The 26264-nt window shown below is 71.3% G+C and carries 25 protein-coding genes; 11 read left to right on the top strand and 14 right to left on the bottom strand.

Translation table 11 applies throughout. The features are described 5' to 3' along the window. Positions 1 to 22: 22 nt before the first annotated feature. The 4 genes from DFJ67_RS30220 to DFJ67_RS30205 all read right to left on the bottom strand — a co-directional run bounded on the left by DFJ67_RS30220 (position 23) and on the right by DFJ67_RS30205 (position 5710). Complete coding sequence (locus DFJ67_RS30220) at positions 23 to 1369, bottom strand: ABC transporter substrate-binding protein (RefSeq protein ID WP_116071305.1); 1347 nt, start codon at positions 1367 to 1369, stop codon at positions 23 to 25. Between the two features lie 107 nt (positions 1370 to 1476). Continuing rightward, entirely contained in the window at positions 1477 to 3843 is a 2367-nt protein-coding gene (locus tag DFJ67_RS30215) for a glycosyl hydrolase family 95 catalytic domain-containing protein (protein ID WP_116071303.1), read from the bottom strand. Then, positions 3840 to 4742, bottom strand: a complete 903-nt coding sequence (locus tag DFJ67_RS30210) for a carbohydrate ABC transporter permease (protein ID WP_116071301.1) — start codon at positions 4740 to 4742, stop codon at positions 3840 to 3842. Before DFJ67_RS30210 ends, DFJ67_RS30215 begins: the two co-directional genes overlap by 4 nt. Continuing rightward, positions 4739 to 5710: a carbohydrate ABC transporter permease gene (locus tag DFJ67_RS30205; RefSeq protein WP_116071299.1), complete on the bottom strand. Its 972-nt coding sequence runs from the start codon at positions 5708 to 5710 to the stop codon at positions 4739 to 4741. Before DFJ67_RS30205 ends, DFJ67_RS30210 begins: the two co-directional genes overlap by 4 nt. A gap of 175 nt (positions 5711 to 5885) precedes the next feature. Here DFJ67_RS30205 and DFJ67_RS30200 point away from each other — a divergent pair, with 175 nt between their 5' ends. From DFJ67_RS30200 to DFJ67_RS30190, 3 genes are read left to right on the top strand one after another with little or no spacing between them, the layout of a single operon-like run. Beyond that, positions 5886 to 8054 (top strand): alpha-galactosidase, encoded by a 2169-nt coding sequence (locus DFJ67_RS30200; protein ID WP_116071297.1) that lies wholly within the window; start codon positions 5886 to 5888, stop codon positions 8052 to 8054. Beyond that, positions 8051 to 8623 carry an SGNH/GDSL hydrolase family protein gene (locus DFJ67_RS30195; RefSeq protein WP_116071295.1) on the top strand — a complete coding sequence of 191 codons (573 nt, stop codon included), beginning with the start codon at positions 8051 to 8053 and terminating at the stop codon, positions 8621 to 8623. The genes DFJ67_RS30200 and DFJ67_RS30195 overlap by 4 nt, the downstream gene beginning before the upstream one ends. 53 nt (positions 8624 to 8676) lie before the next feature. Next, complete coding sequence (locus tag DFJ67_RS30190; RefSeq protein WP_147315661.1) at positions 8677 to 9165, top strand: hypothetical protein; 489 nt, start codon at positions 8677 to 8679, stop codon at positions 9163 to 9165. A gap of 3 nt (positions 9166 to 9168) precedes the next feature. On the opposite strand, the gene DFJ67_RS30185 is transcribed toward DFJ67_RS30190, so the two are convergent. Beyond that, positions 9169 to 10797 carry an MFS transporter gene (locus DFJ67_RS30185; protein ID WP_203783176.1) on the bottom strand — a complete coding sequence of 543 codons (1629 nt, stop codon included), beginning with the start codon at positions 10795 to 10797 and terminating at the stop codon, positions 9169 to 9171. Between the two features lie 163 nt (positions 10798 to 10960). On the opposite strand from DFJ67_RS30185, the gene DFJ67_RS30180 reads away from it, so the two are divergent. Continuing rightward, entirely contained in the window at positions 10961 to 11866 is a 906-nt protein-coding gene (locus tag DFJ67_RS30180; protein WP_203783178.1) for a DMT family transporter, read from the top strand. On the opposite strand, the gene DFJ67_RS30175 is transcribed toward DFJ67_RS30180, so the two are convergent. From DFJ67_RS30175 to DFJ67_RS30160, 4 genes are all read right to left on the bottom strand, one after another. Continuing rightward, the gene (locus tag DFJ67_RS30175) at positions 11859 to 12968 is read right to left on the bottom strand and encodes a globin domain-containing protein (protein ID WP_116076808.1); all 1110 of its coding nucleotides are present in this window, start codon (positions 12966 to 12968) and stop codon (positions 11859 to 11861) included. The two genes, DFJ67_RS30180 and DFJ67_RS30175, sit on opposite strands and share 8 nt — an antisense overlap. A 251-nt stretch (positions 12969 to 13219) precedes the next feature. Beyond that, the gene (locus DFJ67_RS30170) at positions 13220 to 13975 is read right to left on the bottom strand and encodes an SDR family NAD(P)-dependent oxidoreductase (protein WP_116071289.1); all 756 of its coding nucleotides are present in this window, start codon (positions 13973 to 13975) and stop codon (positions 13220 to 13222) included. Positions 13976 to 13998: 23 nt separating this feature from the next. Beyond that, the gene (locus DFJ67_RS30165; protein WP_116071287.1) at positions 13999 to 14871 is read right to left on the bottom strand and encodes an NAD-dependent epimerase/dehydratase family protein; all 873 of its coding nucleotides are present in this window, start codon (positions 14869 to 14871) and stop codon (positions 13999 to 14001) included. Between the two features lie 22 nt (positions 14872 to 14893). Beyond that, positions 14894 to 15667: an MIP/aquaporin family protein gene (locus DFJ67_RS30160; RefSeq protein WP_116076807.1), complete on the bottom strand. Its 774-nt coding sequence runs from the start codon at positions 15665 to 15667 to the stop codon at positions 14894 to 14896. A gap of 108 nt (positions 15668 to 15775) precedes the next feature. Here DFJ67_RS30160 and pdxR point away from each other — a divergent pair, with 108 nt between their 5' ends. Next, entirely contained in the window at positions 15776 to 17218 is a 1443-nt protein-coding gene (gene pdxR, locus DFJ67_RS30155; protein ID WP_116071285.1) for a MocR-like pyridoxine biosynthesis transcription factor PdxR, read from the top strand. A gap of 21 nt (positions 17219 to 17239) precedes the next feature. Further along, the gene (locus DFJ67_RS30150) at positions 17240 to 17770 is read left to right on the top strand and encodes an LOG family protein (protein WP_116071283.1); all 531 of its coding nucleotides are present in this window, start codon (positions 17240 to 17242) and stop codon (positions 17768 to 17770) included. Here the strand turns inward: DFJ67_RS30150 and DFJ67_RS30145 are convergent. Next, positions 17767 to 19182: an alpha/beta fold hydrolase gene (locus DFJ67_RS30145; protein ID WP_116076806.1), complete on the bottom strand. Its 1416-nt coding sequence runs from the start codon at positions 19180 to 19182 to the stop codon at positions 17767 to 17769. The two genes, DFJ67_RS30150 and DFJ67_RS30145, sit on opposite strands and share 4 nt — an antisense overlap. A 156-nt stretch (positions 19183 to 19338) precedes the next feature. Between DFJ67_RS30145 and DFJ67_RS30140 the strand changes: the two genes are divergently transcribed. Genes DFJ67_RS30140 through DFJ67_RS30130 form a run of 3 tightly spaced genes read left to right on the top strand, consistent with a single transcriptional unit; the run spans position 19339 to position 21514 of the window. Then, a complete protein-coding gene (locus DFJ67_RS30140; protein WP_239096993.1) occupies positions 19339 to 20523 on the top strand; it encodes a sensor histidine kinase in 1185 nt (394 codons plus the stop codon). Next, positions 20520 to 20849: a hypothetical protein gene (locus DFJ67_RS30135; protein WP_147315660.1), complete on the top strand. Its 330-nt coding sequence runs from the start codon at positions 20520 to 20522 to the stop codon at positions 20847 to 20849. Before DFJ67_RS30140 ends, DFJ67_RS30135 begins: the two co-directional genes overlap by 4 nt. Then, on the top strand, positions 20795 to 21514 hold the full coding sequence (locus DFJ67_RS30130; RefSeq protein ID WP_116071279.1) for a response regulator: 720 nt from the start codon (positions 20795 to 20797) through the stop codon (positions 21512 to 21514). The genes DFJ67_RS30135 and DFJ67_RS30130 overlap by 55 nt, the downstream gene beginning before the upstream one ends. 11 nt (positions 21515 to 21525) lie before the next feature. On the opposite strand, the gene DFJ67_RS30125 is transcribed toward DFJ67_RS30130, so the two are convergent. Together DFJ67_RS30125 and DFJ67_RS30120 are read right to left on the bottom strand one after the other, a co-directional pair. Next, positions 21526 to 22188, bottom strand: coding sequence for a hypothetical protein (locus DFJ67_RS30125; RefSeq protein WP_116071277.1), 663 nt, complete (start codon positions 22186 to 22188; stop codon positions 21526 to 21528). Between the two features lie 90 nt (positions 22189 to 22278). Beyond that, complete coding sequence (locus tag DFJ67_RS30120; protein ID WP_147315659.1) at positions 22279 to 23103, bottom strand: helix-turn-helix transcriptional regulator; 825 nt, start codon at positions 23101 to 23103, stop codon at positions 22279 to 22281. Between the two features lie 70 nt (positions 23104 to 23173). On the opposite strand from DFJ67_RS30120, the gene DFJ67_RS30115 reads away from it, so the two are divergent. Continuing rightward, positions 23174 to 23935, top strand: a complete 762-nt coding sequence (locus tag DFJ67_RS30115) for a phytanoyl-CoA dioxygenase family protein (protein ID WP_116071273.1) — start codon at positions 23174 to 23176, stop codon at positions 23933 to 23935. On the opposite strand, the gene DFJ67_RS30110 is transcribed toward DFJ67_RS30115, so the two are convergent. Then, positions 23899 to 24807 carry a helix-turn-helix transcriptional regulator gene (locus DFJ67_RS30110; RefSeq protein WP_116071271.1) on the bottom strand — a complete coding sequence of 303 codons (909 nt, stop codon included), beginning with the start codon at positions 24805 to 24807 and terminating at the stop codon, positions 23899 to 23901. The genes DFJ67_RS30115 and DFJ67_RS30110 overlap by 37 nt on opposite strands. Then, positions 24807 to 25421: an alpha/beta hydrolase gene (locus DFJ67_RS30105; protein WP_116071269.1), complete on the bottom strand. Its 615-nt coding sequence runs from the start codon at positions 25419 to 25421 to the stop codon at positions 24807 to 24809. Before DFJ67_RS30105 ends, DFJ67_RS30110 begins: the two co-directional genes overlap by 1 nt. On the opposite strand from DFJ67_RS30105, the gene DFJ67_RS30100 reads away from it, so the two are divergent. Beyond that, positions 25420 to 26253, top strand: a complete 834-nt coding sequence (locus tag DFJ67_RS30100; protein WP_116071267.1) for a phytanoyl-CoA dioxygenase family protein — start codon at positions 25420 to 25422, stop codon at positions 26251 to 26253. The two genes, DFJ67_RS30105 and DFJ67_RS30100, sit on opposite strands and share 2 nt — an antisense overlap. Positions 26254 to 26264: the final 11 nt, after the last annotated feature.

Below are 26264 nucleotides of genomic sequence, written 5' to 3'. Positions count from 1 at the left end.
AACCCGCCCCGGCACCGTCGGATTACTTGGCGAAGATCTCCGCGGTCTTGGCGGCCATCTCCGGGAACACGCTCTTGTCCTTCTCACCGCTGAAGTAGGCCTCGAACAGCGGCTGGATCGTGTCCGTGACCTCCTGCCCGTTGGTCGTCGGCGGAGCCGGGTAGAGCTCGCCGTTGTTGAGCGCGTTGACGAAGCCCGACAGGTCGAGCCCCTCCTTCTTCTGCGCGTCGACCGCGACCTGGAGCGACTTGGCGATCGACGGGAGGAACGTGGCGTCTGCGCCGGCGGTCGACTGGCAGGCCTCGGAACCCATGTAGGTGACCCACTTCCAGGTGGAGTCGAGGTTCTTCGTACCCGCGTAGATGTTGTTGGCGTTCGAGTTGCTGATCATCGAGCGGCCCTGCGGACCCTTGACGGTCGGCGCGACGCCCACCTTGACGCCGGGGATCTTGGTCATCGAGGTCGCGTCCCAGGTGCCGCCCTCGGCCATCGCGACCTGGCCGGACCCGATCTGCTGGCTGCCGGCGACGGTGAACTGGCCGAACTTCGGCATCAGGCCGCGGTCGCCCAGGCCCTTGATGTATTCGAGCGTCTTGATGAAGTTGGGGTCGTCGTACTGGAACTTGGTCGGCCACGCCGGCTTGTCGCCGAGCCGCCAGCCGAGCGTGGAGACGAACGAGTTCCACGAGGTCTGGCCGTTGAAGTCGCCGGACGCCAGGCTCGCGATGCCGTAGGTGGCGACCTTCGACTTGTCGAACCCGGCCTCGTCGCCGCGCTTGCCGTTCTTGTCGACCGTGAGGTGCGAGACGATCTTGTCGAAGGTGCCACCGTCGTCGGGGTTCCAGGTCATGTTGGTGATCTGGTCGGCGGTGATGCCGGCTTCCTTCGCCTTGTCCTCGTTGAAGTAGATCGCCGCGCCGGCCCAGTCGAGCGGGATCCCGTATTGCTTCCCGTCGGTGAACTTCCACGAGTCGGCACCGATGTCGAAGATCGACATGTCGTAGTTGGTCTTCTTGATCTGGTCGTCAAGGGCCAGGATCTGGTGCTGACCGGCGTACGCGCCGAGCAGCGGCACGCTGTTCTGGAACGCGTCCGGCGCCGAGCCGGAGACGAAGCCGGCGGTCAGCTTCGTGAAGTAGTCGTCGACGGCGTACTGCGAGATGGTCACGGTGATGCCAGGGTTCGCCGCCTCGAAACCGGGCAGACATTTCTTGTACGAGGCGGCCTGCCGCTCGTCCCACGTCCACCAGTTGACGGTCTTGCCGCCCGCGTCGCCGCTGTCACTGCCGTTATCGCTGGAGCAGGCGGCGAGCGCCGCGGTCGCCACGACGGCGAGCGCGATCGCCGACGCGATTCGCTGTGCTTTCATCCGTTCCTCACTTGTGGGGTGTGGTTGGGGGTGTGGTGGGTCAAGGGGTCGCCGGGCATGAGGTATCCACATCGGACGCTGGCGGCGTCACGATGGCCGGCGGGTGTTCAGTTCTGGTCTGTCAGGCGGGCTTCCCCGTGCGCGGGGACGTCGAGGGTGTGCCGGGCGCGGCCGTCGGTCACGACGATCCGGTGTGGAGCGCCACGCACGTCGTGGAACACGGCTTCGTGGACCGCGCCGCCCTTCCAGTCGAGGTCGAGCGTCAGGCCGCCGCGGACGCGCAGCCCGGTCACCTGGCCCGTCGGCCACTCGGCCGGTAGCGCGGGCAGCAGCCGGACGACGCCGCCGTGGCTCTGCACGAGCATCTCCGCGATCGCCGCGGCAAGCCCGTAGTTGCCGTCGAGCTGCACCGGCGGGTGGGTGCTGAACAGGTTCGGCAGCAGCCCGCCCCAGTCGGATCCGTCGACGGGTGCGTGCTCGCGGTGGTCGCGGTCGAACGGGGTGATCGCCTCCAGCAGGAGCGACCGGGCCTGCGCGGCGTCCCCGAGACGGGCCCGCAGCGCGATCTTCCAGGCCCACGACCAGCCCATCGCGCCCGGGCCGCGGCCGTCCAGGAACCGCCGGGCACCGTCTTCCAGCTCCGGCGTGGTGATCAGGTCCAACGGGTAGAGGGCGACCATCGGGGACAGGTGCCGGTGGTGGGGGTCCGCGTCGGCCAGGTCCGTCGACCATTCGCGCAGCCGGCCGTCGGGGCCGACCGTGAGGTCTGGGAGGCGGTCGAGGGCGGCAGCCAGCTCGGTGTCCAGCGGGTCGGCCAGGCCGAGTTCCGCGATCGCCGTGCGGGCGCGGACGAACAGCGACCGGATCAGCGCGATGTCCGCCGCCGTCGAAGCGCCAAGGGACTCGGGCTGCCCGTCCGGTCCGATGTAGAGGTTCTCCGGTGAGGTCGACGGGATGGTCCGCAGCCGACCGGTGGCCGGGTCGTCGACCAGCCAGTCGAGGCAGAACTGGGCGGCGCCGCGGAGCAGTGGCCAGACCGTCTCGGCGAGCAGCTTGCGGTCGCCGCTGAACTCGTAGCGGTCCCAGAGGTTGTGGGTGAGCCAGACGCCGCCCATCATCCAGATCGCCCAGCTCGGCGCGCCGTGCCCCATGCCGACCGGCAGGCTCCAGCCCCAGAGGTCGCTGTTGTGGTGCGCCACCCAGCCGCGCGCGCCGTAGAGCCGCTCCGCCACGGCCTCGCCGGTCCGGGCCATCCGGCGCACCAGCGCGGTCAGCGGCTCGGCGGACTCGTCGAGCCCTAGCACCGGCGCCGGCCAGTAGTTCATCTGCGTGTTGATGTTGATGGTGTAGTTGGACGACCACGGCGGCCGGACGTCGGCGTTCCAGATGCCCTGGAGGTTGGCCGCCGGGTTGCCGGCTCGCGACGAGGCGCCGAGCAGGTAGCGGCCGTACTCGGCGACGACCGTGGCCCGCAGTCCCTCGTCGGTGCCGTGCCGGATGTCGCGCTCGACGTCCCAGGTTCCGGCGCGCCGGCCACCGATCGCGAAACGCGCTCCCGAGACGTGGTCACGAACGTCGGCCACGTGCTCGGCGAACCGCTCGGCCGCGGTCTGCCCGAGGGCAGCCCGTGCGGCCCCGCGGGCACGCTCCCGGATCTCCTCGCGGGAGGAGGTCCGCCAGCCGGCGCCGTCCGGGTCGCCCCACCACAGTGCGGCCCGGCTCGACGTCGACAGTGCGATCAGCAGCCGGCTCGCCCCACGGATCCACAGGAAGTCGCCGTCCCGACCCTGTGTTCCGTCGCTGTGCGCCGCGAGTGCCGCGGTCGCGAAGTGGTCGAAGCCGTCGTCGGCGTAACGGTGCGCGGCGACCGTGGGCTCGTGCAGCGGTGCACCGTCGACCGGCACGAGCACGTCCAGCACGAGCTCCCCCGGCTCGGTGCGCCGGCCCGCCTCGCGCAGCGGGGTCGACAGGCGCAGGTCGACGTCGAGCACCGGTCCGTCGGCGGCGTACTCGACGAACAGGCAGCCGGCGGGCGCGGAGACGAAGGTGCGCCGGGTGGCCGGGGTGCCGTCGATGTCGAGGCGCTCGGTCAGGTGCGACTCGTCGAGGTCGAGGATCCGGGCGGGGCCGTTACCCCGCACCCCGCTGGTGTGCACCGACAGGTCGACGAAGGGCAGGAACTCCTGTGAGTACGACCCTTCGAAGCTCATCAGCAGGGCCTCGGCGCGGCGCAGGTCGCCGGCGTCGATGGCCGCGCGGACCTCGGCGAGCCGCTCGGGCCCGGCGCCGACCGCCACCAGCGCGTCGAGGGCGTCGGCCGGCCCGGCCGGGTGGCCCGACCAGATCGTCGCGTCGTTGACCTGGATGCGGGCGTCGGCGCCGCCGAAGACCATCGCGCCGATGCGGCCGTTGCCGAGCGGGGTGGCCTCGACCCACTCGCGGGCGGGGCCGGCCCAGGAGAGTCGCAGTGTCATTTGATCCCCGAGAAGCCGATGGAGTTGACGATGCGCCGGCCGAACACCATGAACAGCAGCAGCATCGGCAGGGCCGCGACCAGCGTCGCCGCCATCAGGCCGGCCCAGTCGGGTTGCGCCTGCGGCGACGACTGCTTGAACACCGCGAGCGCGAGCGTCAGCGGCTGTACGGAGTCGTCGCTGGTCACCAGCAGCGGCCAGAAATAGTCGTTCCACATCCCGATGAAGCCCAGGATCGACAGCGTGATGATCGGGCCGCTGGTCATCGGCAGGGTGACCCGGAACAGCATCCGCAGCCGGCCGGCGCCGTCGAGCAGCGCCGCCTCCTCGACCTCGGTGGACAGGCCGAGCATGAACTGGCGCAGGAAGAAGATGTTGAAGGCCGAGAACAGCGCACCGGGCAGGATCATGCCGGCGAACGAGTTGAGCAGCCCGAGTTCCTTGATCAGCACGAAGTTGGGCAGCAGGGTCAGGATGCCCGGCACCATCAGCGCGGTCAGGAACAGGCTGAACATGAAGTCGCGGCCACGCCAGTGCAGTCTCGCGAAGGCGTACGCCGCGAGCGTCGAGCAGAACACGATCAGCACCGTCGAGACCGTCGCGTAGACGACGGAGTTCAGCAGAAAGTGTCCGATGTGGATCGACGCGCCGGAGCCGCCCTCGGCGATCGACTCCTCGGTGGTCGCGAGGCCCAGCACGCGCTGGAAGGGTCCCCAGGTGAAGCCGGCCGGCAGCAGGGAGGCCGGATGGGCGCTCAGCGCGTAGTTGTTGGACAGCGCGGTGCGCAGGATCCAGTAGAACGGGAAGATCGTCACGAAGAGCACACCGACGAGGTACGCCCAGGCGAGCCCGCGTCCGACGGTGAACCTGCGGGGCCGGCGAATGACTGTTGCGGTCATTGGTTCGTGTCCGATTCGCTCGCCCGCAGCAGGCGCATCTGCAGGAAGGTGATGACGATCAGCACGGCGAAGAGGGACAGTGACATGGCGGCGGCGTACCCGAAGTCGAACTGCCCGAATGCCTTGCTGTAGATATACATCTGGAGCACGTTGGAGGCGTTGGCCGGCCCGCCCTTGGTGGTCACCTGCACGATGTCGAACACCTGGAACGCGCCGATGATGTTGAGCACGATGACCAGCGCGAGGATAGGCCGCAACAGCGGCAGCGTCAGCCGGCGAAACATCCTCAGCTCGCTGGCGCCGTCGACGCGGCCGGCCTCGTAGATGGTCGGCGGGATCGTCTGTAGCCCGGCGAAGATGATGATCGACGTGTAGCCCATCTGCTTCCACACGCTGATCAGCGCGATCGACGGGATCGCCCAGGTCCGCGAGGTCAGGAACTGCACCCCGTCGCCGCCGAGCGCCTTGATGACGATGTTGACGACGCCGAGTTGGGTGTCGAGCATCCACGACCACACCGTGCCGGCGACCACCGCGGAGATGAGGAACGGCAGGATGATCAGGCCGCGGATCACGGTCGACGAGGTGAGCCGGTGCAGCACCGCCGCGGTCGCGACCGAGACGACCAGGCTGATGCTCACCGACAGCACCACGAAGTAGACCGTGACGCCGAGCGCCGACCAGAAAACCTCGTCGTGTGCGAGTTGCACGTAGTTGTCGAAGCCGATCCACTCCGGCGGGCTGAGCACCTTGAAGTCGGTGAAGCTCAGGTAGATCCCGCGCAGCGTCGGGTAGGCCGCGAAGACCAGGAACCCGACCAGTGCCGGGGCGATGAGCACCCAGGCCAGCTTGCCGTCACCGCGATGCGCCGGCGAGTGCGCGTTGAGCGCCTGCCGGGCGTCGCGTCGACGCCGCTTCGCCGGTGGTGCTGCCCGCTGTTCGCGAGCCGTTGACTCAAGGACCGCCATGCCTCCACCCGTCCTCAGCCGGCTCGCCGCTCCGCGCCGAGCTGCCTTCCGGTCATTGGTTTCTGCCTGCTTCCGCACGTCTCCGACCTGTCGTGCCGCTTGCGGCGACAGACTAAGCATGGTTAATTAACGCCGTCAAGTAACCCTGTCGTAACGTTCACGGAGGCTGCGACACATGCTTTCCGAGGTCTTCGCCCTGCGGGCCGGAGGCACCGCCTTCATCGTCGAGGTGGGCCATCCCGTTCCCCGGGTGCTGCATTGGGGCGCGGACCCGGGGCCCGGCTGGGACGACGATCTTCGGCTCACCGCCGCACCCGCCGTGCTCAACAACTCGCCCGACGTGCCCCGGGTGCTGTCGGTCTGGCCGACCGAACGCGACGGCTGGTCCGGCACGCCCGCGCAGTCGGGCAACGCGGCCGGCTTCGGCACGACGCCGCGGCCCGAGTTGGCGGCGCGGTCGATCGACGTGCCGGATGACGGTGTCGGTGGGCGGATCGAGTTCCGCTTCGTCGACCGGGTCAGCGCGCTCCGGTCGGCCGTGGTCTACGAACTCGACCGGTTCGGGGTGCTCGCGGTGACGATGAGCGTGGTGCGGGACCTGGGGCTCAATCCCGGCGCTGCTCCGTACACTGTGGATGGTCTGTTGGCACTGCTGCCGGTGCCGGAGCGGGCCGTCGAACTGCTCGACTTCACCGGGAAATGGTGCCGGGAAAGGGCTCCGCAGCGGGCGCCGTTCGGCTTCGGCACCCACTTGCGGGCGACCCGGCGGGGCAAGCCCGGGCACGACTCCCCCTACCTGCTGGTGGCCGGCACGGCGTCGTTCGGCTTCGGCCACGGCGAGGTCTGGGCCGCGCACCTGGCCTGGAGCGGCGAGCAGCGCTACCTGGCCGAGCGCCTCCCGGAGGGTGCCGGCACGTTCGCGGCCGTCCTCGGCGCGGGCGAGTCACTGCGCTCGGGCGAGGTCATCCTCGCGGACGGCGAGCGCTACGAGGCGCCGCCGGTGCTGTTCGTCTGGTCCGACGCCGGCACCGACGGGGTCGCCGACCGGCTGCACCGCCGGCTGCGCGCCCGGCCGAGCCATCCGCGCACCCCACGGCCGCTCGTGCTGAACACCTGGGAGGCGGTCTACTTCGACCACGACCTCGACCGGCTGACCCGGCTGGCCGAGCGGGCCGCGGCGGTCGGCGTCGAGCGGATCGTGCTCGACGACGGCTGGTTCCACCGGCGCCGCGACGCCGACGCCGGGCTGGGCGACTGGTTCGTCGACTCCGACGTCTGGCCGGCCGGGCTCGACCCGTTCGTCAAGGTGGTGCGGTCGCACGGGATGCAGTTCGGGCTCTGGTTCGAGCCCGAGATGGTCAACCTCGACTCGGAACTGGCCCGCGCCCACCCGGACTGGATCCTCGGGCCGGCGGCCGGGCTCGGGCCGAGCGCGCGGGGACAGTACGTGCTCGACATCGCCCGCCCGGCGGCCTACGACTACCTGCTGGAACGGATCTCCGACCTGGTCCGAACCCACGAGATCGACTATCTCAAGTGGGACCACAACCGTGACCTGCTCGAGGCGGTCAGCGGCGAACGGCCGAGCGTGCGGCGCCAGACGGTGGCGCTCTACCGGCTGCTCGACGAGTTGCGCGCCCGGCACCCGGCGCTCGAGATCGAGTCGTGCTCGGGCGGCGGCGGGCGGGTCGACCTCGGCATCCTCGACCGCACCGACCGGGTCTGGGCCTCCGACTGCAACGACCCGGTCGAGCGGGTGCGGATCGAGCGGTGGACGCGGGTGCTCGTACCCCCGGAGCTGGTGGGGTCGCATCTTGGCGCGGACCGTGCGCACACCACCTCCCGGACCACCGACCTGTCTTTTCGGCTGGTCGCGTCGCTGACCGCGCACGCGGGCATCGAACAGGACCTGACCTTGACCAGCGACGCCGACCTGGCGACGATCGCGGCGTGGTCCGCGCTCTACCGCGAGGTGCGGCCGCTGCTGCACACCGGCCGGGTGGTCAACGCCGACGTGGCCGACGACGCGACCGCGCTCTACGGGACGGTCGCCCAGGACGGTTCGCGGGCGCTGTTCACCTGGCTGCGGTTTCAGACCTCGGCGGCCGGCCAGTCCGGGCGGGTGCGCTTCCCGGGCCTCGACCGCGCCAGCCGCTACCGGGTCACGATCCGCGAGGAACTCGGCGCCGCCAGCCGGCACCAGGGGCACGACCCGGAGTGGGTCGCCCGCGCGACCCGCGGCCCGGTAGAACTGTCGGGCGCCGTGCTGGCCGGGACCGGGGTGCCGCTACCCACGCTCAACCCGCAGCAGGCCATGCTGATCGACATCGAGAGGATCCCATGAACACCATCGTCTTCGCCGGCGACAGCATCACCGACTGCGACCGGCGCGCTGACCCGGCCGGCCTCGGCGACGGCTACGTCCGGCTGGTCGCCGACGCGCTGGGCGGCGCGGCCCGGGTGGTCAACGTCGGCATCAGCGGCAACAGCGCGCGGGACCTGCGCGATCGGTGGAAGACCGACGTGCTGGCCGAGCAGCCTTCGCTGGTAAGCGTGCTGGTCGGGATCAACGACACCTGGCGGCGCTATGACAGCGGGACGGTCACGACGGCGGCGGAGTTCGAGTCCAACTACCGCGCGCTGCTCACCTCGCTGGCCGGGGTCCGGATCGTGCTGATCGAGCCTTTCCTCCTTCCCGTGCGGGACGAGCAGGTGGCCTGGCGCGAAGATCTGGACCCGAAGGTGGCGGTGGTGCGCGCCCTGGCGGCGGAGTTCGGCGCCGTGCTGGTGCCGGCGGACACGGCCCTGGCGGCCGCGGGTGCGGCGGCCGACGTCGCACCAGACGGCATCCACCCGAGCGCGTGGGGCCACGAGTTGCTCGCGAAGCTGTGGCTGGAGCACGCCCGGTTGTAGCGCTGTTGGCATTTGTCCGCTTGGGTCGGTTTGACCGGCGATAATCGGTGCCGATGGGCCGAGACCGGATGTGGGTCGCCGCGCCGTGGGTGCCGGCGGGCATCTACGGGACGGTCATCTGCGCGGCGACCCTCGCCTCGTCGGGGGTGGAACCGGCGGGCCGGGTGGCCGCCACGGTGTTGGTCACGCTACTGGTCTATTGGCTGGCCGAACGCTATGCGGAGTTGCTCGGCCTGGCCGCGCGCGGCGACGGCCGGCCATCGGTGACCCGGGCCGAGGTGCTCGGGGTGCTGACCGCGGGCTGGGCGATGATCCAGGCCTCGATCACCCCGCTGCTCGTGCTGCTGCTGGCCCGGCTGGCCGGCGCGAGCAACGAGACGGCCCTCGACGCGGCCGTCGCCTACACGGTGCTGCTGCTGGTGGTGCTCGGCTGGCTGGCAGCCCGCAGCGCGGGCCTCACCGGCTGGCTACGGTGGGCGGCGACGGCCTTCTCCGGTGTCCTCGGGCTCGTCGTGGTCGCCCTCAAGGTGGCCCTGCACTAGGCACTACGCGACCGTGGTTGGCTTCGGGGCGCCCGTCGGTAGGCGGCGGGTGGCGAGCAGCCCGGCCGCGGCGAACACGGCCGCCGCGAGCAGCGCCGCGCGGAGGCTGCGCAACTGCGCCTCGGCATAGCCGTCGACGATCGCGTCCACCTCGGCCGGCGGCACCGTCGTGCGCTCCAGCGCGGTCCGCAGGTCGGTCGTCGAGACGAACGTGATCCCGGCGTTGATCCGCACCGTGGCCTGCTGCTCGACCGCGTCCGAGATTCGCGGGTCGGCGGCGATCCGGTCGGTGAAAGTCCCGGTCAGAGCGGCGATCAGCACGGCGCCGACCAGCGCGGTGCCCAGCGACGACCCGAGGTTCTGCGCGGTGTATTGCAGCGCGCCCACCTCGCTGCGCGCGTCGTCGCCGACGCTGCCCTGCACCACGTAGCCCAACTGCGACGCGAGCAGTCCCATGCCGATCCCGAGCAGCGCCATCGACAGGGCGAACGAAACCTCGTCGAGATTCGGCTGCACGGTGGTCGCCAGCCAGAGCACCGCGGCCACCACGATCACGACGGCGACCCGGACGATCCGGCGCGGGCCCGAGATCCGGCCGAGGAGCGACCCGCCCAAAGCCGCGACCAGCATTCCGACCGAGGCCGGCAGCAGCCGGAGCCCCGTCTCGAAAGCGTTGAGTCCGAGCACGACCTGCACGTAGAGCGGGATGGCGAAGAAGATGCCGAGCAGGACGAGATTCTGCACGAACAGCATCGAGAGGCCGGCGCGCAACGGTGGCGCGGCCATCAACTCCGGCCGGACCAACGGAACCCGGCCGACCGTTTCCCGGTGCCGCTCCCACTCCACGAAGCACGCGAGCAGGGCGGCACCCGCCGCCACGACGAAGAGGGTCGGTGCGAAGCCGAAGATCTCGACGGGCGTGTTGCGCGGTGCCAGCCAGCCCCACGTGCTGCTCTGCAACACACCGAGCACGACCAGCGCCATGCCGGCGACCGAGAGTGCCGCACCGACACCGTCCAGCCGGGTTCGCCGCGCCGCGCCGGCGACGTCGCGGACCCAGGGCGTGAGCAGGAGGATGACCACGACCAGCACGGCCTCGCCGGCGAACACCAGACGCCAGGTGAGATAGGTGGTGACCCAGCCGCCGAGGAGCGGGCCGACCGCGATGCCGGCGCCCGCGACGCCGCCGATCACCCCGTAGGCGGTGGCCCGCGACCGTCCGGTGTAGTTGGCGCCGACCAGCGCGGCCAGCGACGGCAGCACCAGGACCGCGCCGAGCCCTTCGATGACCGACCAGCCGAGCACCAACACCCACAGCTTGGGCGCGACGGCGGTGAGCGTCGTGCCGACGCCGTACACGATCATGCCTATCGTGAACGCGCGGCGCCGCCCCCAGAGGTCGCCGAGCTTCCCTCCGGTGATCATGAACGCGGCCATCACCAGCGTGTAGAGCGTGATCGTGGACTGGATCGCGGTCACGTCGGTGTCGAAGTCGTCGACGAGTTGGCTGATCGACACGTTCATCACCGACGTGTCGAGGACCATCAGGAACTGCGCCAGACCCAGCACGGTCAGCGGCCGCCACGAGACGGAATCACTCGTTGCTGCGATGAAGACAAAGTAGCGGGGCAAGTGGCGGTAGGTGGTGAGAATGTCCCGATTGCCCCTGGCGTCCCATTGGCATCAGTCGCTGTGACGATCGACCACCAACGGGCGGCCAGGTGGTCGGTGCGCACCGCGGCACCGTAGAGTCGGGCGGCGCCGCGTACCGATCCGGTGGCGCCGGGGGATGATCGTGACTGTTGCCGTGGGCTTCGGCCTGCTGGCGGCGTTCCTGTTCGCCGCCGCGGCATCGCTGCAGCAGCGGGCGGCACACCGCCACCCACCTGCCGTGGTCGATGGGGATGGCCCGCCACGGCGCACAGCCGTATTCGTGGGTCTGTGGCGGCTCATCCGGCGACTCGTGCGCGAGCCGCTGTGGCTGATCGGCTGGTCAACCAACCTGGTCGGCTTCGGCGCGCAGGCGCTCGCCCTTCGGTTCGGGTCGGTCGCCCTGGTCCAGCCGCTGCTGGTCACCCAACTGCTCTTCGCCCTGCCGATGGCGGCCGCCTGGCGGCAGCGGCGGCCGAGCGGGCGCGACTGGCTGTCGGCCGCGCTGATCTGCGGCGGGCTCGTGGCCTTCTTCGCCGTGCGCGGCGTCGCCCCGGTCGACGGCGAAGCCAACCGGCTGCACCTGCTGCTCGGCTGCATCGTCGCCGCGGCAGTCGTGCTGCTGATCCTGCCGTTCAGCGACGGCATGCCCACCCTGGTGCGGGCGACCACGCTCGCGATCGCGGCCGGGATCTGCTTCGCCGTGAGCGCCGCCATGATCAAGGTCACGACCGAAGATCTGCTGGTACGCGGCGTCCTGGCCACCGCCCGCGACTGGCCCGGCTATGTCCTGGCCGCCTCCACGCTGGGCGGCCTGCTCCTCGGGCAAGGTGCGTTCGCGGCCGGTTCGTTGGCCTCGGCCGTCGCCGCCATGTCGATCACCAACCCGGTCGCCAGCTACCTGCTGGGCGTCTACGCGTTCAAGGTCGCCCCGCCGGAGACACCCACCGCGCTCCTCGGGCTCGCGGTGGCCGGCGCGCTGATCTCCCTCGGCGCGGTCGGGCTGGCGCACTCTCCTCTCGTGCGGGCGGGCGAACCCGCGCTCAGTTGAACGCGTCGTATTTGATCCGGGTCGTCGGGACCTGTAGCCGGTTGAGCGTGGTCAGCGTCGAGGTCACCATGGTCGGCGAGCCGGCGACGTAGAAGTCGTGGTCGTCCCACGGTCCGTGGTCGGCCAGCACGTCTTCGACATCCCCGTGGACGGCGTCCGGGTAGGCCGGGTCGTCGCTGACCGTGCGGGTGAGGGTCAGCCAGGCGTGCCGGGCGGCCAGGTCGTCGAGTTCCTCGCCGTCGTAGAGGTCCTCGCGCCGGCGTACGCCGCGGAAGAGGTGCACGAACCGGGTGCGGTTGTAGCGGGACAGTTCGTCGATCAGCGCCTTGACCGGCGCGAGCCCGGTGCCGCCGGCCACGCAGACGATGTCGCGGCGGGAGTCGCGGTCGAGCGTCATGGCGCCCATCGGCGCGGCGATCTTGAGCAGGTCGCCCTTCTTGAGCCGGCGGACGAGCGCGCCGGAGACCTGGCCGCCGCGGACGGCGCGGATGTGGAACTCCAGCGTGCCGTCGTCGCGCGGCGCGTTGGCCATCGAGTAGGTGCGCCAGAGCCGGGGCTGGTAGACGCACTCGATGCTGACGTATTGCCCGGCCCGGAACGGCATCGGCTCCAGCGGCCGGCAGGTGAACACGGCGACGTCGGGCCCGCGCCGCTCGTGGCTGACCACGTCGGCGTACCAGAACGGCGGCCCTTCTTCCTCCTCGGCGCCGGCCATCATCCGCTTGGCGATGTGGTCGTAGACGTCGCCCCACGCCTGCTCGTATTCCAGCCGCCAGTGCTCGCCGGCGTATTGGCGCAACGCGTCGACCAGCGCGGACTTGACCATCGTGTAGTGCTCGGGCTGCACGTCGAACTTGCGGTGGTCGCGGCCGAGGGCGCGCAGGTATTCGTCGGCCCGCTCGGGATCGTCGAAGTGCTGGATCGCGGTGACGATCGCGCCGAGCAGCCGGGCCCGCTGGGTGTCCATCTGCACCGGGAACATGTGCCGCAGGTGCGGGTAGGACAGGAACAACCGGGCGTAGAAATAGCCGGCCACCTTGTCCTGCCGGTCCTCGACCAGTGTCCAACTCTCCTTGAGCAGCGTTGACAGATTGCTGCGCATCCCGTTCACCGCCCCGCCGGCCGGCGCTGCCACCAACGCCGCCGCACCCGCCTCCACGTGCCGTAGGCCTCCTGCAACATGCGCTCATCGACCGAACCCGCCAACATTTCGGCCCCAACCGGCCCGTCCATTTCGCCTCCCACCCGCTCAAACCGCCGTCAAGACGGTCGCATCGGGTGGGAGACGATGTCGCACATCTTGTGCGAGATGGGGTCAGAACAGCCTGATCGGTCTAAATACGTGAGTACGCCTCAGGCGTTGTAGCCGCCGTGCGCGTCGAGCACGGCGCCGGTCACGTAGGACGCGGCCGGGCTCGCCAGGAACGCGATCGCGGCGGCGATCTCGTCGGGGTGCCCCATCCGTTGGATCGACAGCGCGCCGACGATCGCCTTGAGGGTCTCCGGATCCGGCGGCTCCGTGCCGCTCTCCATCAGCCCGGCCTCGACCACGTTGGCGGTGATGCCGCGGTGCCCGAGGTCGCGGGCGACGCCCATGGTGTAGCGCTCGACCCCCGACTTGGTGGCCGAATAGTCGGCCAGGCCCGGCACGCCGACCCGGGTGCCGAGCCCCGAGCTGACCGTGATGATCCGGCCGTTGGGCCGCAGCACCCGCGACGCGGCCCGGATGATGGCGATCACGCCGAGGTAGTTGGTGGCGTGCATCCGGTCGAGCGCGGCGGTGTCGGCGTCCGGGTCGTCGACCGTGCGGCCCTGCTCCGGCGAGATCGCCGCGTTGTTGACCAGGATGTCCAGCCCGCCGAACTGCGCGACCACCGCGTCGATCAGTGCCGGTGCCCCGCTCGTGTCGGCCTGGTCGGACTGGAGGGCGACGGCCTTGGCGCCCAGGGCCGACACCTCGTCGACCACGGCCTGCGCCTTCGCGGCGGAACTGACATAGGTGAACGCGACGTCGGCGCCCTGCGCGGCCAGCATCCGGACGGTCGCGGCCCCGAGACCGCGCGATCCACCGGTGACCAGGGCTACCTTGCCGATCAGGGGTTGGTTCATCGTCTTGCCTCTCTGCACAACAGCTAGATCATTTGAGTGGCGAACCCGGTGCGCCAGGTCGGGTAGGACAGGTCCCACCCACGCGAGCGCGCCAAGCTGTTGGACACGCCGCGGGCCCAGTCGAGCTGCCCGGATGTGGGTCGAGGTGCGGGCACGCCGAGCGCGGCGGCCAGGACCGGCACCCACTCGCGGCCTTCGGCGGGGTCGTCGTCGGCGATGTTGACCACGCCGCCCGGCCAGCCGAGGGCCTCCCGTGCGGCCCGGGCGGCGTCCGCGACGTGCAGGAACGACGTCACCGACTGGTCGGCGACCAGGCTGCCGAGGAACGGCGCGCCGGTGTCACCCGACAGCACCGCGGCGGCGGCGCCGCCCGGGGCATACCAGGTGCCCGGGCCGTAGAGGATGCCGAACCGCAGCAGCACTGCGGTGTCCACTTCGGACGCCGTGGCCTCCATCGCCCGGATGCCGTCGACCAGTCCGCGGCGCGGCGGTTCGGCACCGACGTCGAGCGGTTCGGTCTCGTCGGCCGGCTTGTCGCCCGGCGCGTAGCCGAAGCCAACCGACTGGATGACGATCCGGTCGGTGCCGGCGGCCCTGGCCGCGTCGACCAGGTTCCGGGTGCCTTCGACGCGAAGCCGGTTGGTCGCCTCACCGTCGGCACCGGCCAGGTCGGTGAGTTGGTGGATGATCGCGTCCGGGGCGGCGGCCAGCACTGCTTCGCGCAGGCTGCCGCGGTCGAGCACGTCGCCCTGGACGGCGTCGGCGCCCTGGCGGCGGACCCGGTCGGCGCCGCCCGAAGAGCGGGACATTCCGGTGACCTGGTGCCCCGACTCGAGCAGCATGGGCACGAGCAGCCGGCCGACCACGCCGGTGGCGCCAGCAACGAAGATACGCATGGGAATCAGTCCTTTCGCTTGTTCATGACCGCGAGGCCGCCGGCGCGCGGGTGGTGAGTCCGGCGCACGGGTGCTGCCGCGGTGGGGTCCGCCGGACGAGCCGGCGGTGGATCAGGGAGCCGACGACCGCACCGAGCATCGGCGCGACCAGGTAGATCCACAGGTCGGTGGTCTGCCCGGCGAGCAGGGCGGGGCCGAGTTGGCGGGCCGGGTTGATCGAGCCGCCGCTGAGCGGGCCGAACACCGCGATCACCAGGCCGACACCGAGCCCGATCAGGTAGGGCAGCAGGCCCGCCAGCCGCCGCCGGACCAGGAAGAACCCGACGACCAGCATGAACAGGACCATGCTGCCGGCTTCGGCGAGGAAGACCGCCTCGGGTTGCCAACTGGCCGCGGGCCGGATCGCGCCGAAGGAGACCATCGGGTGCGAGACCGCACTCCCCCAGGCGAGCCGCGCGAGACCGGCACCGGCCACGGAACCCGCGAGTTGCGCGAGCACGTAGGGCACGACCCGGCGGCCCGGGAAGGCGTCCATCAGCCACAGGGTGACGGTGACGGCCGGGTTCATGTGGCCGCCGCTGCGCTTGCCGAGCGGGCTGAGGATCAGCGCGGTGAGCACGGCGCCGCTGACGACGCCGATCACCACGAGGGCGCTGCCCAGATCGGAGATGAACAGCGGGGACTCGGGATGCCGGAGCCAGCGGATGACCGTGACGGCGATGAAGAGCAGGACCGTGGTGAGCACGAACTCGCCGGCGGCACCTGCCGGATTGAGCCTGCGGAGCGAAATACGCATCATGACCTCCCAGGCAGTCGCGCCACTTAATGGCGAATTCGGATGTTTTGTTCTCCGCGCTGAAGGCAACGCTACGCACCGGGTGGCACCGGAGTATGGTCCATTTCCATGGCGGAATCGTGGGCCACTTCGGCGGGCGACGAGCCGGCCGAAACCGGTGTCGACCTGCATCTGGACCTGGCCGGGCCAAAGCTGCGCGAGGGGTTGACCGATGCCCTGCGCGACGCGGTGCGCAGCAAGCGGCTGGCCCCCGGCACTCGGCTGCCCTCGTCGCGCACCCTGGCCGCCGACCTCGGCGTCGCCCGCAACACGGTGGCCAACGCCTACGCCGAACTGATCGCCGAGGGCTGGCTGACCGCACAGCAGGGTTCCGGCACCCGGGTGGCCCGCCGGGTCGAGCCACGCCGGGCGGCGCCCGCCGCGCTCGTGCGGCCGAAACTGGCCGGGCAACGGCCCACCTACAGCCTGCTGACCGGTTCGCCGAACCTCGCGCAGTTCCCCCGCAAGCAATGGCTGGCAGCGGCTCGGCGGGCGATCACGGCGGCACCGCACGACGCCTTCGCGCTGGGCGACGCGCACGGCCGGATCGAGTTGCGCACCGCGCTCGCCGACTATCTCGCCCGGTCGCGCGGCGTCTACGCCGACCCCGAACGGATCGTCATCAGCTCCGGTTTCCACCACGCACTGGGTTTGATGGCTCAGGCCCTCAAAGCGCGGCGGGTACGCACCGTCGCCGTCGAGTCCTACGGCCTGGACATCTACCGCGAGCAACTGTCCAACGCCGGGCTGCGGATCCCACCGCTCTTTGTCGACGAACACGGCGCGCGCACCGAGGACCTGGCCGGGCTGCCCACCGTGGGCGCGGTGCTGATCACCCCCGCGCACCAGTTCCCGACCGGCCACGCGCTGACGCCGACCCGGCGCGCGGCGGTGCTCGACTGGGCCCGCGCCACCGGCGGGCTGATCCTGGAAGACGACTACGACGGCGAGTTCCGCTACGACCGTGAGCCGGTGGGCGCGCTGCAGGGCCTAGATCCGGACCGGATCGCCTACTTCGGCACCGTCAGCAAGTCGCTGGCGCCGGGGCTGCGGCTGGCCTGGATGGTGCTCCCCGACTGGCTGGTTCCGGAGATCATCACGGCCAAGGGCTATCTCGACTGGCTGGCCAGCTCGCTGGAGCAGTTGACGCTGGCCGAGTTCATCGCGTCCGGTGACTACGACCGGCACGTCCGCGCGATGCGGCTGCGCTACCGGCGCCGCCGCGACCAACTCGTCACCGCCCTGGCCGACCGGGCGCCCGCCATCAAGGTCACCGGCCTGGCCGCCGGCCTCCAGGTCGTTCTCGAACTGCCGCCCGGCACCGAGCAGTCGGTCATCACGGCGGCGGCCGCACGCGGCCTGGAGGTGAGCGGGATCGCCGAGTTCCGCTACGAGACCGCCGACTCCGGCTGGAAGCTACCGGCGATGGACGCGCTTGTGATCAACTACGCGGCGCCGCTGGACAACGCGTGGGCCGGCGCGCTCGACATCCTCTGTGACGTGATGCCGTAGCCACGGGGCACACTTTCCACCATGAACATCTGCGTCTTCCTCTCGGCCGCCGACCTCGACGAGCGCTACACCCGCCCGGCGCGCGAGTTCGGCGAGCTGCTCGGCAAGGGCGGCCACACCCTCGTGTGGGGCGGCTCCGACACGGGACTCATGAAGGTCGTCGCCGACGGGGTACGCGGGTCCGGCGGCAAGCTCGTCGGCATCTCGGTGGAGATCCTGCGCGAGCTGGCCCGGCCCGACACCGACGAGTTGGTGATCGCCAAGGATCTCGCCGCCCGGAAGGCCCTGCTGCTCGCCCGGGCCGACGCGATCGTGGTGCTGGCCGGCGGCCTGGGCACGCTCGACGAGGCGACCGAGGTCCTCGAGCTGCGCAAGCACGGCCTGCACGACAAGCCGGTGGTGCTGCTCAACACCGCGGGCTTCTACGACGGGCTGATCACCCAGCTCCGGCGGATGGACGAGGAGGGCTTCCTGCCCGTGCCCCTCGGCGACCTGGTCCACGTCGCCGACGACGGCGCCGGCGTGCTGGCCTACCTGGAGCGCGCTGTCTAGGCCGTCTCCGCCCGCAGCTGGGTCATCGCGTCGACGAACCGGTCCGGCTGCTCGAACATCGGCCGGTGTCCCGACGTCTCGAAGACGACGAGTCGCTTGGTGGGTGCGTCGAGCATGGCGTACCACTGCGCGAACGGCTCCGCGAGGCCGCGCATCTCGTGCGCACCCTCCATGAAGTAGACCGGCACGCTCAGCCGCGGCACGTCGGTGCGCAGGTCGACACCCTGCATGTCGGGATACTGCGCCTGCCAGGTGTCCATCATGGAGTTGAGCGTGTGCGCCTTCTCCAGCAACGTGTATTCCGGGACGTCGAGGTTGCCCGTCGGGCCGGCTTCCCCTTCGGCGTTGCGAGTGCGGTCGTATTCGTACACCCCGGTGGTGTTCGTGATGATCGGTTCATAATCAAAGAAGTTGGGGTACGGCGGCGGTCCGCGATCGACGAGAGTCCGCTCCAACGACGTGTTCCCGTTGGCCCGGGCCCACGCCAGGATGTCGGCGTAGAAGATGCGGTCCGTCTCGGGCAGGTCGACGGCCTGGCCCACGCCGACGTAGGCCCGATAGAGCTCCGGGTGCCGGGCCACCGCGAGCGCGCCGAGAATCGAGCCGCCCGAGTGGGCCATCAAGTAGATCCGGTCCTGCCCGAACCTGGACCGCAGGTAGTTGGTGACGGCGATCGTGTCGGCCACCCCGTTCTCCAGGCCCACCGGTGGGCTGCCGTCGAGCGCGGCGTAGGACTTGCCGCCACCACGCCGGTCCAGGGTGACGACGACGAACTGCTCCTCGAGCGCGCCCAGGTAGCGCCGCACGGAGCCCATCTCCATGGCGCCCGGCGCGCCCGGCACGTAGAGCAGGACCGGCGCGGAGGTGTCGTGCCCGCGGATCATCAGGCCGAGCCGGTAGTCGCCGACGTCGACGGTGGTCAGCTCGGCGACGCCGCCGGGGATGGCCGCCGTGCGGGCCGGGACCGCCGCCGCGGCCGCGGCGAGGGCGACGAGAGCGGCCAGCGCCGCGACGCCGGTGCGCCGCAGGTAGCGCGAGATGCGCCGGCCGGGTGGGCGGCCCCGTGCGGCGCCGTACGCGGCGCCCACCACCATCGGCAGCACCGAGACCACGCCCTGCACGCCCCGACCGGCGACCAGTGCCGCGATGCCGAACGTGCTGAGGTGGACGCCGTCGACGGAGGGTCCGTGGGCAGGCCAGCGCGCCAGTTCCAGCGCGGCGACGAAGGCGGCGGGCGCGACCAGCATGGCCCAGCGCGACCGGCTGGCCCAGCCCGCGAGGCCGCCTATCGCCGCGCTCAGCCCGACCGACCAGAGCGCTTGTGCTCCGGTGAGCGGACCGCGTGGCATCCACAGGCCCGCGGCGATCCCCCACCCCACTATCAGCACTGCGGCTGCGACCTTCTTCGTCATGGGTTCGAGCATCGGGTGCGCGGTTGGCGGCGGACATCGGCCCGAGGTCGCGCCGGCCCGGGTTCGTTGGATCCGGTCGGTCCCGCGACTTTGGTAGGGGTCCGATGCGGACTTCCGGCGCTGCCCATCGGCGGGCGCGGGCCGTACCCTCGGCGTATGTCCGGTCTGCCCTTCACGCTGCTCGTGCCCGAGCCGCCGGGCAGCCCCGGATCCACGACCCGCGACCGGCTCGCCGATGCCGTCGCGATCGGCTGCGCCCTGGCCTACGGCGCGTTGATGATGGCGATCGGCGACGCGACCAAACCCGGTGCCGCGGTGCCCTGGCCGGTCGACGCCGCGATCGGCGTCGCGTGCTGTCTCGGCCTGCTGGCCCGGCGCCGGTGGCCGGTCGGCGTCACCGCTGCGGTGATCCCGGCGACCGCGGTGTCGGTGCTGTCAACGGGCGCGGCCATCGTCGCGCTCTTCACCGTGGCGGTGCATCGCCGGGCCAGGGTCGCGCTGCTGCTCGCCGGCGCCTACGTCGCGGCCGTGCCGGTCTACTTCCTGCTGCACGACCGGCCGGAGTTCCCGCTCTGGGTCGACCTGGTGGCCCGCGCCGGGCCGAGTTCCGCGGCGATCGGCTGGGGCCTGTTCGTGCAGGGCAACCGGCGGCTGACCCGGTCGCTGCGGGAACGCGCGGCGCGGCTGGAGGCCGAGCAGCACCTGCGGGTCGACCAGGCCCGGCTGACCGAGCGGGCCCGCATCGCGCGGGAGATGCACGACGTGCTCGCCCACCGGATGTCGCTGGTCAGCCTGCACGCCGGAGCTTTGGAGGTGCGCACCGACGCGCGGCCGGAGGAGGTCGCGATCGCGGCCGGGGCGATCCGCACCAGCGTCCACGACGCCCTTCAGGAGTTGCGCACCGTGATCGGTGTCCTGCGCGAGGGCGCCGCGGGCCGGCCCGAGCCGCCGCAGCCCGGCCTGGCCGACCTGCCGGAGTTGGTCGAGTGCGCCCGGGCGACCGGCATGACTGTTTCCTACACCTGCCTGGTCCCGGTGGCCGGCCCATCCGTGGTGCTCGGCCGCACGCTCTACCGGGTCGTGCAGGAGGGCCTGACCAACGCCCGCAAGCACGCTCCCGGCAGCGCCGTGGCGGTGCTGCTCGACGGGGCCGAGGGCGCCGACCTCCGGGTCCGGATCACGAACCCGTGCCCGCCGGATGTCCGCCCGCCCACCGACCCCAGCGCCGGCATGGGTCTGGTTGGCGTTGGCGAGCGGGTCGCGCTGGTCGGCGGCCGGGTCGAGCACGGCCGCGACGATGCGGGCTTCCGGGTCGAGGCATGGCTGCCATGGCCGGCGTGACCGCAGCCCCAGCCGAGGTGTGGCCGCGCATGACCGCGGCGCAGGTCGAGGCGCGGCCGCCCCGGCCGAGCACGAGCGCGGCGCGGGTCGAGGCGCGGCCGCCCCGGCCGAGCACGACCGCGGCGCGGGTCGAGGCGCGGCCGCCCCGGCCGAGCACGACCGCGGCGCGGGTCGAGGCGCGGCCGCCCCGGCCGAGCACGACCGCGGCGCGGGTCGAGGCGCGGCCGCCGCGGCCGAGCACGACCGCGGCGCGGGTCGAGTCGTGGGTGCCATGGCCGAGCACGACCGCGGCCCCAGCCGAGGCGTGGCTGCCGTGGCCGGCGTGACGGCGGCCCGGGCGGTCATCCGGCTCGCCATCGTCGACGACGATCCGCTCGTGCGGGCCGGTCTGCGGATTCTGATGGGTGGCTCGCCCGACATCGAGGTGGTCGCCGAGGGTCGCGACGGCACCGAGGTCGACGCGCTGGCCGACGCGCACTGGCCCGATGTCGTGCTGATGGACCTGCGGATGCCCAAAGTGGACGGACTTGTCGCCACCCGGCGGCTGCGGTCGCGGCCGGCGCCGCCGCAGGTGATCGTGCTGACGACGTTCAACGCCGACGAGCATGTGCTTGACGCCTTGCGGGCCGGTGCGAGCGGTTTCCTGCTCAAGGACACCCCGCCGCTCGACATCATCGAGGCGGTGCGCACGGTCGCCGCCGGGTCGGCAACACTGTCGCCGGCGGTCATCCGGCAACTGATCGACCACGTCGCCGACCCGCTGGCCGGACCACGCCGCGATCGCGCCCGGGCCAAGCTGGCCAAGCTCACCGACCGGGAGCGCGAGGTGGCGGTGGCGCTGGGCGAGGGCTGGTCCAACGCCGAGATCAGCGCGCGGCTGTCGATGAGCGTGCCGACGGTCAAGGGGCACGTCTCCCGGCTGCTGGCCAAGCTCGACCTGAACAACCGCGTGCAGGTGGCCCTGCTGGTGCACGACGCCGAACTGCTCTAGCGCGCCGGCCGTCACCCCGCCGCGGTCACGGACCAACGGCGGGCCAGCGCCGTTGCCGCGACGAAGGCGACGAGCAGGATCGCCGCCTCGGTCCCGATCGCCAGTGGGCTGAAGGGGAAGTCGAGCGCCGAGCCGAATCCGACCGCAGCGACTATCGCGGCTGCGACGGCGGGCGGCAGCAGCAGTGTCATCCGGGCCGCGGTGTGCCGGATGCGGGGCGCGTCGCGGAGGGCGACCCGCACGGCGAGGACGGCCCCGGCGATGACTACCGCCGCGACGCCGCCATAGAAGACACCAGCGGCGAGCCACACCGGCACGTGCACGCTTCGTGGCAGGTCGAATGCCGCCACGATTACCTCGTGCAGCCCGTTGACCAAGACGTATCCCACGACGAGGGCGAGCACCGCGCCCGCGCTCGCAACGCTGACAATCTGGCCGTAGCGCGGCGGGACCCGCTGCACGCCCGCTTCCTCGGCGATCCTGACGGCGAACTCGCCTGGGTCCGTAGTCCCGAGAAGCTCCGCGGGATCGAGCCCGTCGGCGACCGCGGCCTCGAGCTCGGCGCGCAGGTCGGCCGCGAGAGCCTCCCGGTCGCGACGGTGAATGCCGAGGCCACGCCACTCCTGGTCCGCGGCGGCGAGAAGGGTGTCCACAGCCGACGTCGACGTGCTCATGGTCGCCTCCTGATCTCGCCTGGCACTACCATGCAGCACATAATACGGCCGGTATTATGTGTCGTCTAGTAGGTGTTCGTGAGCAGGAGTTCAGCCGCGTGGCACGAACGCGTGGCGGGCCGCGTCGCGGAAGGTGCGGGGCGAGGAGCCGTGTGCCTCGTGGAACTGGCGGCTGAAATACGACGCGCTGGCGAAACCGCACGCGTACGCGATGTCGGAGATCGTGCGGGTCGTCGTGGCCAGCAGCGTCGCCGCGTGGCGCAGGCGCAGGTCGGCGACGAACCCCGTCGGCGTGGTGCCGTAGTAGCGGCGCACGCTGCGGGCCAGGTGCGCGTCGCTGACGTGGGCCAGTGCCCGCAGCCGGACGATCCCCTCGCGCAGGTAGTCTTCCCGGCTCATCGCCGCCGTCGCGGTCAGCAGCCAGTCGGGGATGCCGGGCGGCGGCGCGGGCCGTGGCGTGGCCGGCACCAGCAGGTCGACCACGTCGCACCAGAACCGAACGAGGTCGGGCTGCCGCGGCCCGTCGTGGAAGAGCCGCAGGACTGCCGCGCACAGGTCGGCGCCCCGGTCGTCGTGCACCAGCGGCGGCTGCGCACCGGTCCCCCAGCGCGGGTCGAGGCCGGCGAGGCCGGCGAAGGTGCGCCAGCCGGTGGCCGGGAACGCGATGTTGAAGAAGCGTAGCGGGCCGACGATCGTGTGGTGGTCGCGTGGCCGAACCAGCACGAGGTCGCCCGGACGCAACGGCTGGACCCCGGCCTGGCCGATGACCTGCTCACCGGTGCCGGCGACCACCGCCATCACCTCGAAATAGTCGCGGTGGCTGTGTGGGTTGGACCGGGTCTTCAGATCGACCAGCGCCGCGTGGAAGGGCCGGCCCAGCGCGTGGTCCTCGAACCGTTCCGTCCGCTCGGACACATCAACACCGTACAAGTTCTGGTTTCCGCCCGCGTATCCCGCGCCCGCCGGCGGTGACACGGTGAAGGGCATGTCGATTACCACCTCGTACGCCCGCGACGGCTACGTCATCTTCCGCGACGTCATCGACGCCGATCTGATCGCCGAGGCCAGCGAGCACGTCGCCTGGCTGGAGCAGCGACACCCCGACGTCCGCCCGGAGCAACTCGGGCACACCTTCCTGCGCGACGATCCATTCTGGATCCGGCTGATCAGCGACGACCGGCTGCTCGACATCGCCGCGAATTTCGTCGGGCCCGACATCGCGCTGTTCGCCTCGCACTACATCAGCAAGCCGCCGTTCACCGGCCAGCCGGTGCTCTGGCACCAGGACAGCGCCTTCTGGCCGCTGGAGCCGATGGAGGTGGTCACCCTGTGGCTGGCCGTCGATCACTCCACACCGGACAATGGCTGTGTGCGGCTGGTGCCGGGCAGCCACACCCGGGAGATCGCGGCGATGCGCACCAACACCGAGGTCGACAACGTGCTGGGCCAGGAGATCGCCGTCGACGTCGATGAGGCCGACGCGGTCGACATCGTGCTGCGCCCCGGTGACGTCGAGGTGCACCACCCCAACATCATCCATGGCAGCAACGCCAACACGAGCCCCAACCGGCGCTGCGGGCTGACCATCCGTTACATCCCGACGTCGACCCGCATCCTTGGCGACGAGCAGCCGTTCCCGAGCGCCTTCTGGCTGCGCGGCGAGAAAGGCGTCAACAGCTACCAGCCCGTGCCCACCTTCGACGCCGCGCGTCATTTCCCGTTCCGTGACGCCAAAGCCTGGTCCTGAACCCTGGGGCGCGCCGCCCGCCGGTGCTCCCGGGGCGTCCGACCGGTGAGCTGCCGGAAGACCCGGGCGAAATGCTGGCTGGAGCCGAAGCCCACCTCGAACGCGATGCTGGTCACCGGCAGGTCGCCGCTGGCCAGCAGGTGCCGCGCCTGCACCACCCGGCGCTCGTTGAGATAGCGGTGCGGCGTCATCCCGACCTCCTGCGCGAACAGCCGGGCCAGATAGCCCGGCGCGAGCCCGATCGCCCGGGACAGCTCGTCGAGCGTCCAGCGCCGCGCGCTGTCCCGGTCGAGCAGGTTCTTCGCGGCCGCCACCGCCGGGTGGCTCGCCAACGTCGGCACCGGATGGGTGTCGCGTAGCTGCCGGCTCACCTCGAGCACCAGCCGGTCGACCGCCAAGAGCAGGCCCGTGGTGCCGTGCCGGCGGACCGCGGTCAGCTCCCGGCCGATCTGCCGGAACGTCTCGGCCAATGCGTCGGAGCCGGCCCGGTGCACGGCCGGCGGCTGCCCGCGCCAGTCGGCCGCGAGGTCGGGATGGCGGACCAGCGCCGGCGACAGGTCGACGGCCGCGAAGCAGAAGTGGTTGTGCCGCGAGGATTCGTCGCGCATGTGGTGCGGCACGCCGGGCCCGACGCCGAGCAGGTGACCGGGGCGCAGCGCGAACAACTCGCCGCCGGCCTGCCAGGTGCTCTCGCCGTGCATCTGGAGGTAGAACTCCCAGACCGGGTGGGTGTGCGGCGCGATCCGGAAGCGGGCCGGCGTCCACTGCTCGCCGGCGTGCACGAGCCCGGTGCCGTCGTCGGGGTCGGTGCGGACGTCGGCGTGGAACCCCGCCGTGACCCCGGTCGGGCGGAACACCGCTACTCCGGACATCAGTCCACCAGCGCGCCGAGCAGTTCCGGAAACGTGAGCCGGGCGAAGTGTCCGTACCCCTCGAATTCCCGGTATCGCAGGTCGAGCACCGTGTCGCGGATCCGGCGCACTGTCACCTGGATGTCGTCGAAGTCGTCGGCGGAGTGGAAGACCGTCAATCCAGCGGTACGCGCGGCCAGGTGCGGATCCAGCGTGAAGTCGCAGAAGCCACGTGCGCGATCGGTCGGGTCCAGCCACGGCGCGACCAGCACCACCCGGCCGACGAAGACGTCCGGATGCTCGCTGAGCCAGCGCAGCAGGAAGCCCGCGCCGCAACTGTGCGCCGCGAACAGCGTGCGGGGGCCGACGTCGTAGCGCTCGAACTCGCGCCGCCAGGCCGGGTAGTACGGCGCGAAGGCCATCGGCATCTCCGGCGTGTGCGCCGGGATGTCCCGCACGATGAGCTGCTTGGCGAGCCAGGGCAGCCAGTGGTGGTTGCTCGACGAGGGCACATCCGGGTTGTAGAACTCCGCTCTGCCCGGAGTGCCGTGCAGGATCAGCGCGTTCGGATTCGCACCGAACTCGGCCGGATCAGGCACGAACGCATCGGTTCCGCTACCTACGTTCGACACCATGGATCACTCCTTCTTGCCAGGACCCGACGACGTCGCGGCGTACCGCGAACATGGTTTCTGGGTCTCGCCGGTCATCGTGCCCGGCGCGGTTCTCGACGCCGCCGAGCGTGGTATGCGGCGCTTCTACGCCAGGGAACGGGACGCCGACCTCGCCGTGCCCGCCGGTTGGACAGCCGGGCCGGGGCTGCGCAAGAACGACTACGCCTCGCTGGTGGTGCGCGAACTGGCCGACCTGGTCAGCTATCCGGCGATCGCCGCCACCGCCGCGCGGCTCGCCGGTGCCACCGGGATCCGGCTCTGGCACGACCAACTGCTCTACAAGCCGGTCGACAGCGCCGGGCTGGTCGCGAACGTCGGCTGGCACACCGACCGGCAGTACTGGCAGACCTGCTCGTCGGACAACATGCTCACGGCCTGGGTCGCGTTCCACGACGTCGACGAGTCGAGCGGTTCGGTGTCGTTCCTGGAAGGCAGCCACCACTGGGACGTGGAGGGGTTGGACTTCTTCGCGCAGGACCTGGACGCGCTCACCGACCGGATCGAGCGGCAGGGCTTCCGGGTGAAGGTCAGGCCGACGACCATGCGGCGCGGCCAGGTCAGCTTCCACCACTGCCGCACGGTGCACGGCAGCGGGCCCAACCACGGCAGCGCACCGCGCCGGTCGCTGGCGATCCACCTCCAGCCCGCCGACAACCGGTGGCGGCGGCATGTCGGGCCGGACGGCCAGCCGGCCCGACACGGCAACGACCGGCTCGTCCGGCGCCGCGACGGTGCGCCCGACTACGCCGATCCGCGGGTCTGCCCGCAGCTGTTCCCGCCACATTCCGGGTAGCGTACGGCTTG

Source organism: Asanoa ferruginea, from assembly GCF_003387075.1.
In the GTDB taxonomy this organism is placed as follows: domain Bacteria; phylum Actinomycetota; class Actinomycetes; order Mycobacteriales; family Micromonosporaceae; genus Asanoa; species Asanoa ferruginea.
This window is presented reverse-complemented; position numbering and strand designations above follow the sequence as displayed.

Bases quoted from the DNA above. Each gene is read 5' to 3' on its own strand.
- DFJ67_RS30220 (WP_116071305.1), bottom strand. From the start codon at position 1,369: ATGAAAGCACAGCGAATCGCGTCGGCGATCGCGCTCGCCGTCGTGGCG.
- DFJ67_RS30105 (WP_116071269.1), bottom strand. From the start codon at position 25,421: ATGGTGTCGAACGTAGGTAGCGGAACCGATGCGTTCGTGCCTGATCCG.
- DFJ67_RS30130 (WP_116071279.1), top strand. From the start codon at position 20,795: ATGGCCGAGCACGACCGCGGCCCCAGCCGAGGCGTGGCTGCCGTGGCC.
- DFJ67_RS30145 (WP_116076806.1), bottom strand. From the start codon at position 19,182: ATGACGAAGAAGGTCGCAGCCGCAGTGCTGATAGTGGGGTGGGGGATC.
- DFJ67_RS30205 (WP_116071299.1), bottom strand. From the start codon at position 5,710: ATGGCGGTCCTTGAGTCAACGGCTCGCGAACAGCGGGCAGCACCACCG.
- DFJ67_RS30115 (WP_116071273.1), top strand. From the start codon at position 23,174: ATGTCGATTACCACCTCGTACGCCCGCGACGGCTACGTCATCTTCCGC.
- DFJ67_RS30200 (WP_116071297.1), top strand. From the start codon at position 5,886: ATGCTTTCCGAGGTCTTCGCCCTGCGGGCCGGAGGCACCGCCTTCATC.
- DFJ67_RS30150 (WP_116071283.1), top strand. From the start codon at position 17,240: ATGAACATCTGCGTCTTCCTCTCGGCCGCCGACCTCGACGAGCGCTAC.
- DFJ67_RS30170 (WP_116071289.1), bottom strand. From the start codon at position 13,975: ATGAACCAACCCCTGATCGGCAAGGTAGCCCTGGTCACCGGTGGATCG.
- DFJ67_RS30210 (WP_116071301.1), bottom strand. From the start codon at position 4,742: ATGACCGCAACAGTCATTCGCCGGCCCCGCAGGTTCACCGTCGGACGC.
- DFJ67_RS30215 (WP_116071303.1), bottom strand. From the start codon at position 3,843: ATGACACTGCGACTCTCCTGGGCCGGCCCCGCCCGCGAGTGGGTCGAG.
- DFJ67_RS30160 (WP_116076807.1), bottom strand. From the start codon at position 15,667: ATGCGTATTTCGCTCCGCAGGCTCAATCCGGCAGGTGCCGCCGGCGAG.
- pdxR (WP_116071285.1), top strand. From the start codon at position 15,776: ATGGCGGAATCGTGGGCCACTTCGGCGGGCGACGAGCCGGCCGAAACC.
- DFJ67_RS30190 (WP_147315661.1), top strand. From the start codon at position 8,677: ATGGGCCGAGACCGGATGTGGGTCGCCGCGCCGTGGGTGCCGGCGGGC.
- DFJ67_RS30195 (WP_116071295.1), top strand. From the start codon at position 8,051: ATGAACACCATCGTCTTCGCCGGCGACAGCATCACCGACTGCGACCGG.
- DFJ67_RS30165 (WP_116071287.1), bottom strand. From the start codon at position 14,871: ATGCGTATCTTCGTTGCTGGCGCCACCGGCGTGGTCGGCCGGCTGCTC.
- DFJ67_RS30175 (WP_116076808.1), bottom strand. From the start codon at position 12,968: ATGCGCAGCAATCTGTCAACGCTGCTCAAGGAGAGTTGGACACTGGTC.
- DFJ67_RS30140 (WP_239096993.1), top strand. From the start codon at position 19,339: ATGTCCGGTCTGCCCTTCACGCTGCTCGTGCCCGAGCCGCCGGGCAGC.
- DFJ67_RS30100 (WP_116071267.1), top strand. From the start codon at position 25,420: ATGGATCACTCCTTCTTGCCAGGACCCGACGACGTCGCGGCGTACCGC.
- DFJ67_RS30110 (WP_116071271.1), bottom strand. From the start codon at position 24,807: ATGTCCGGAGTAGCGGTGTTCCGCCCGACCGGGGTCACGGCGGGGTTC.
- DFJ67_RS30125 (WP_116071277.1), bottom strand. From the start codon at position 22,188: ATGAGCACGTCGACGTCGGCTGTGGACACCCTTCTCGCCGCCGCGGAC.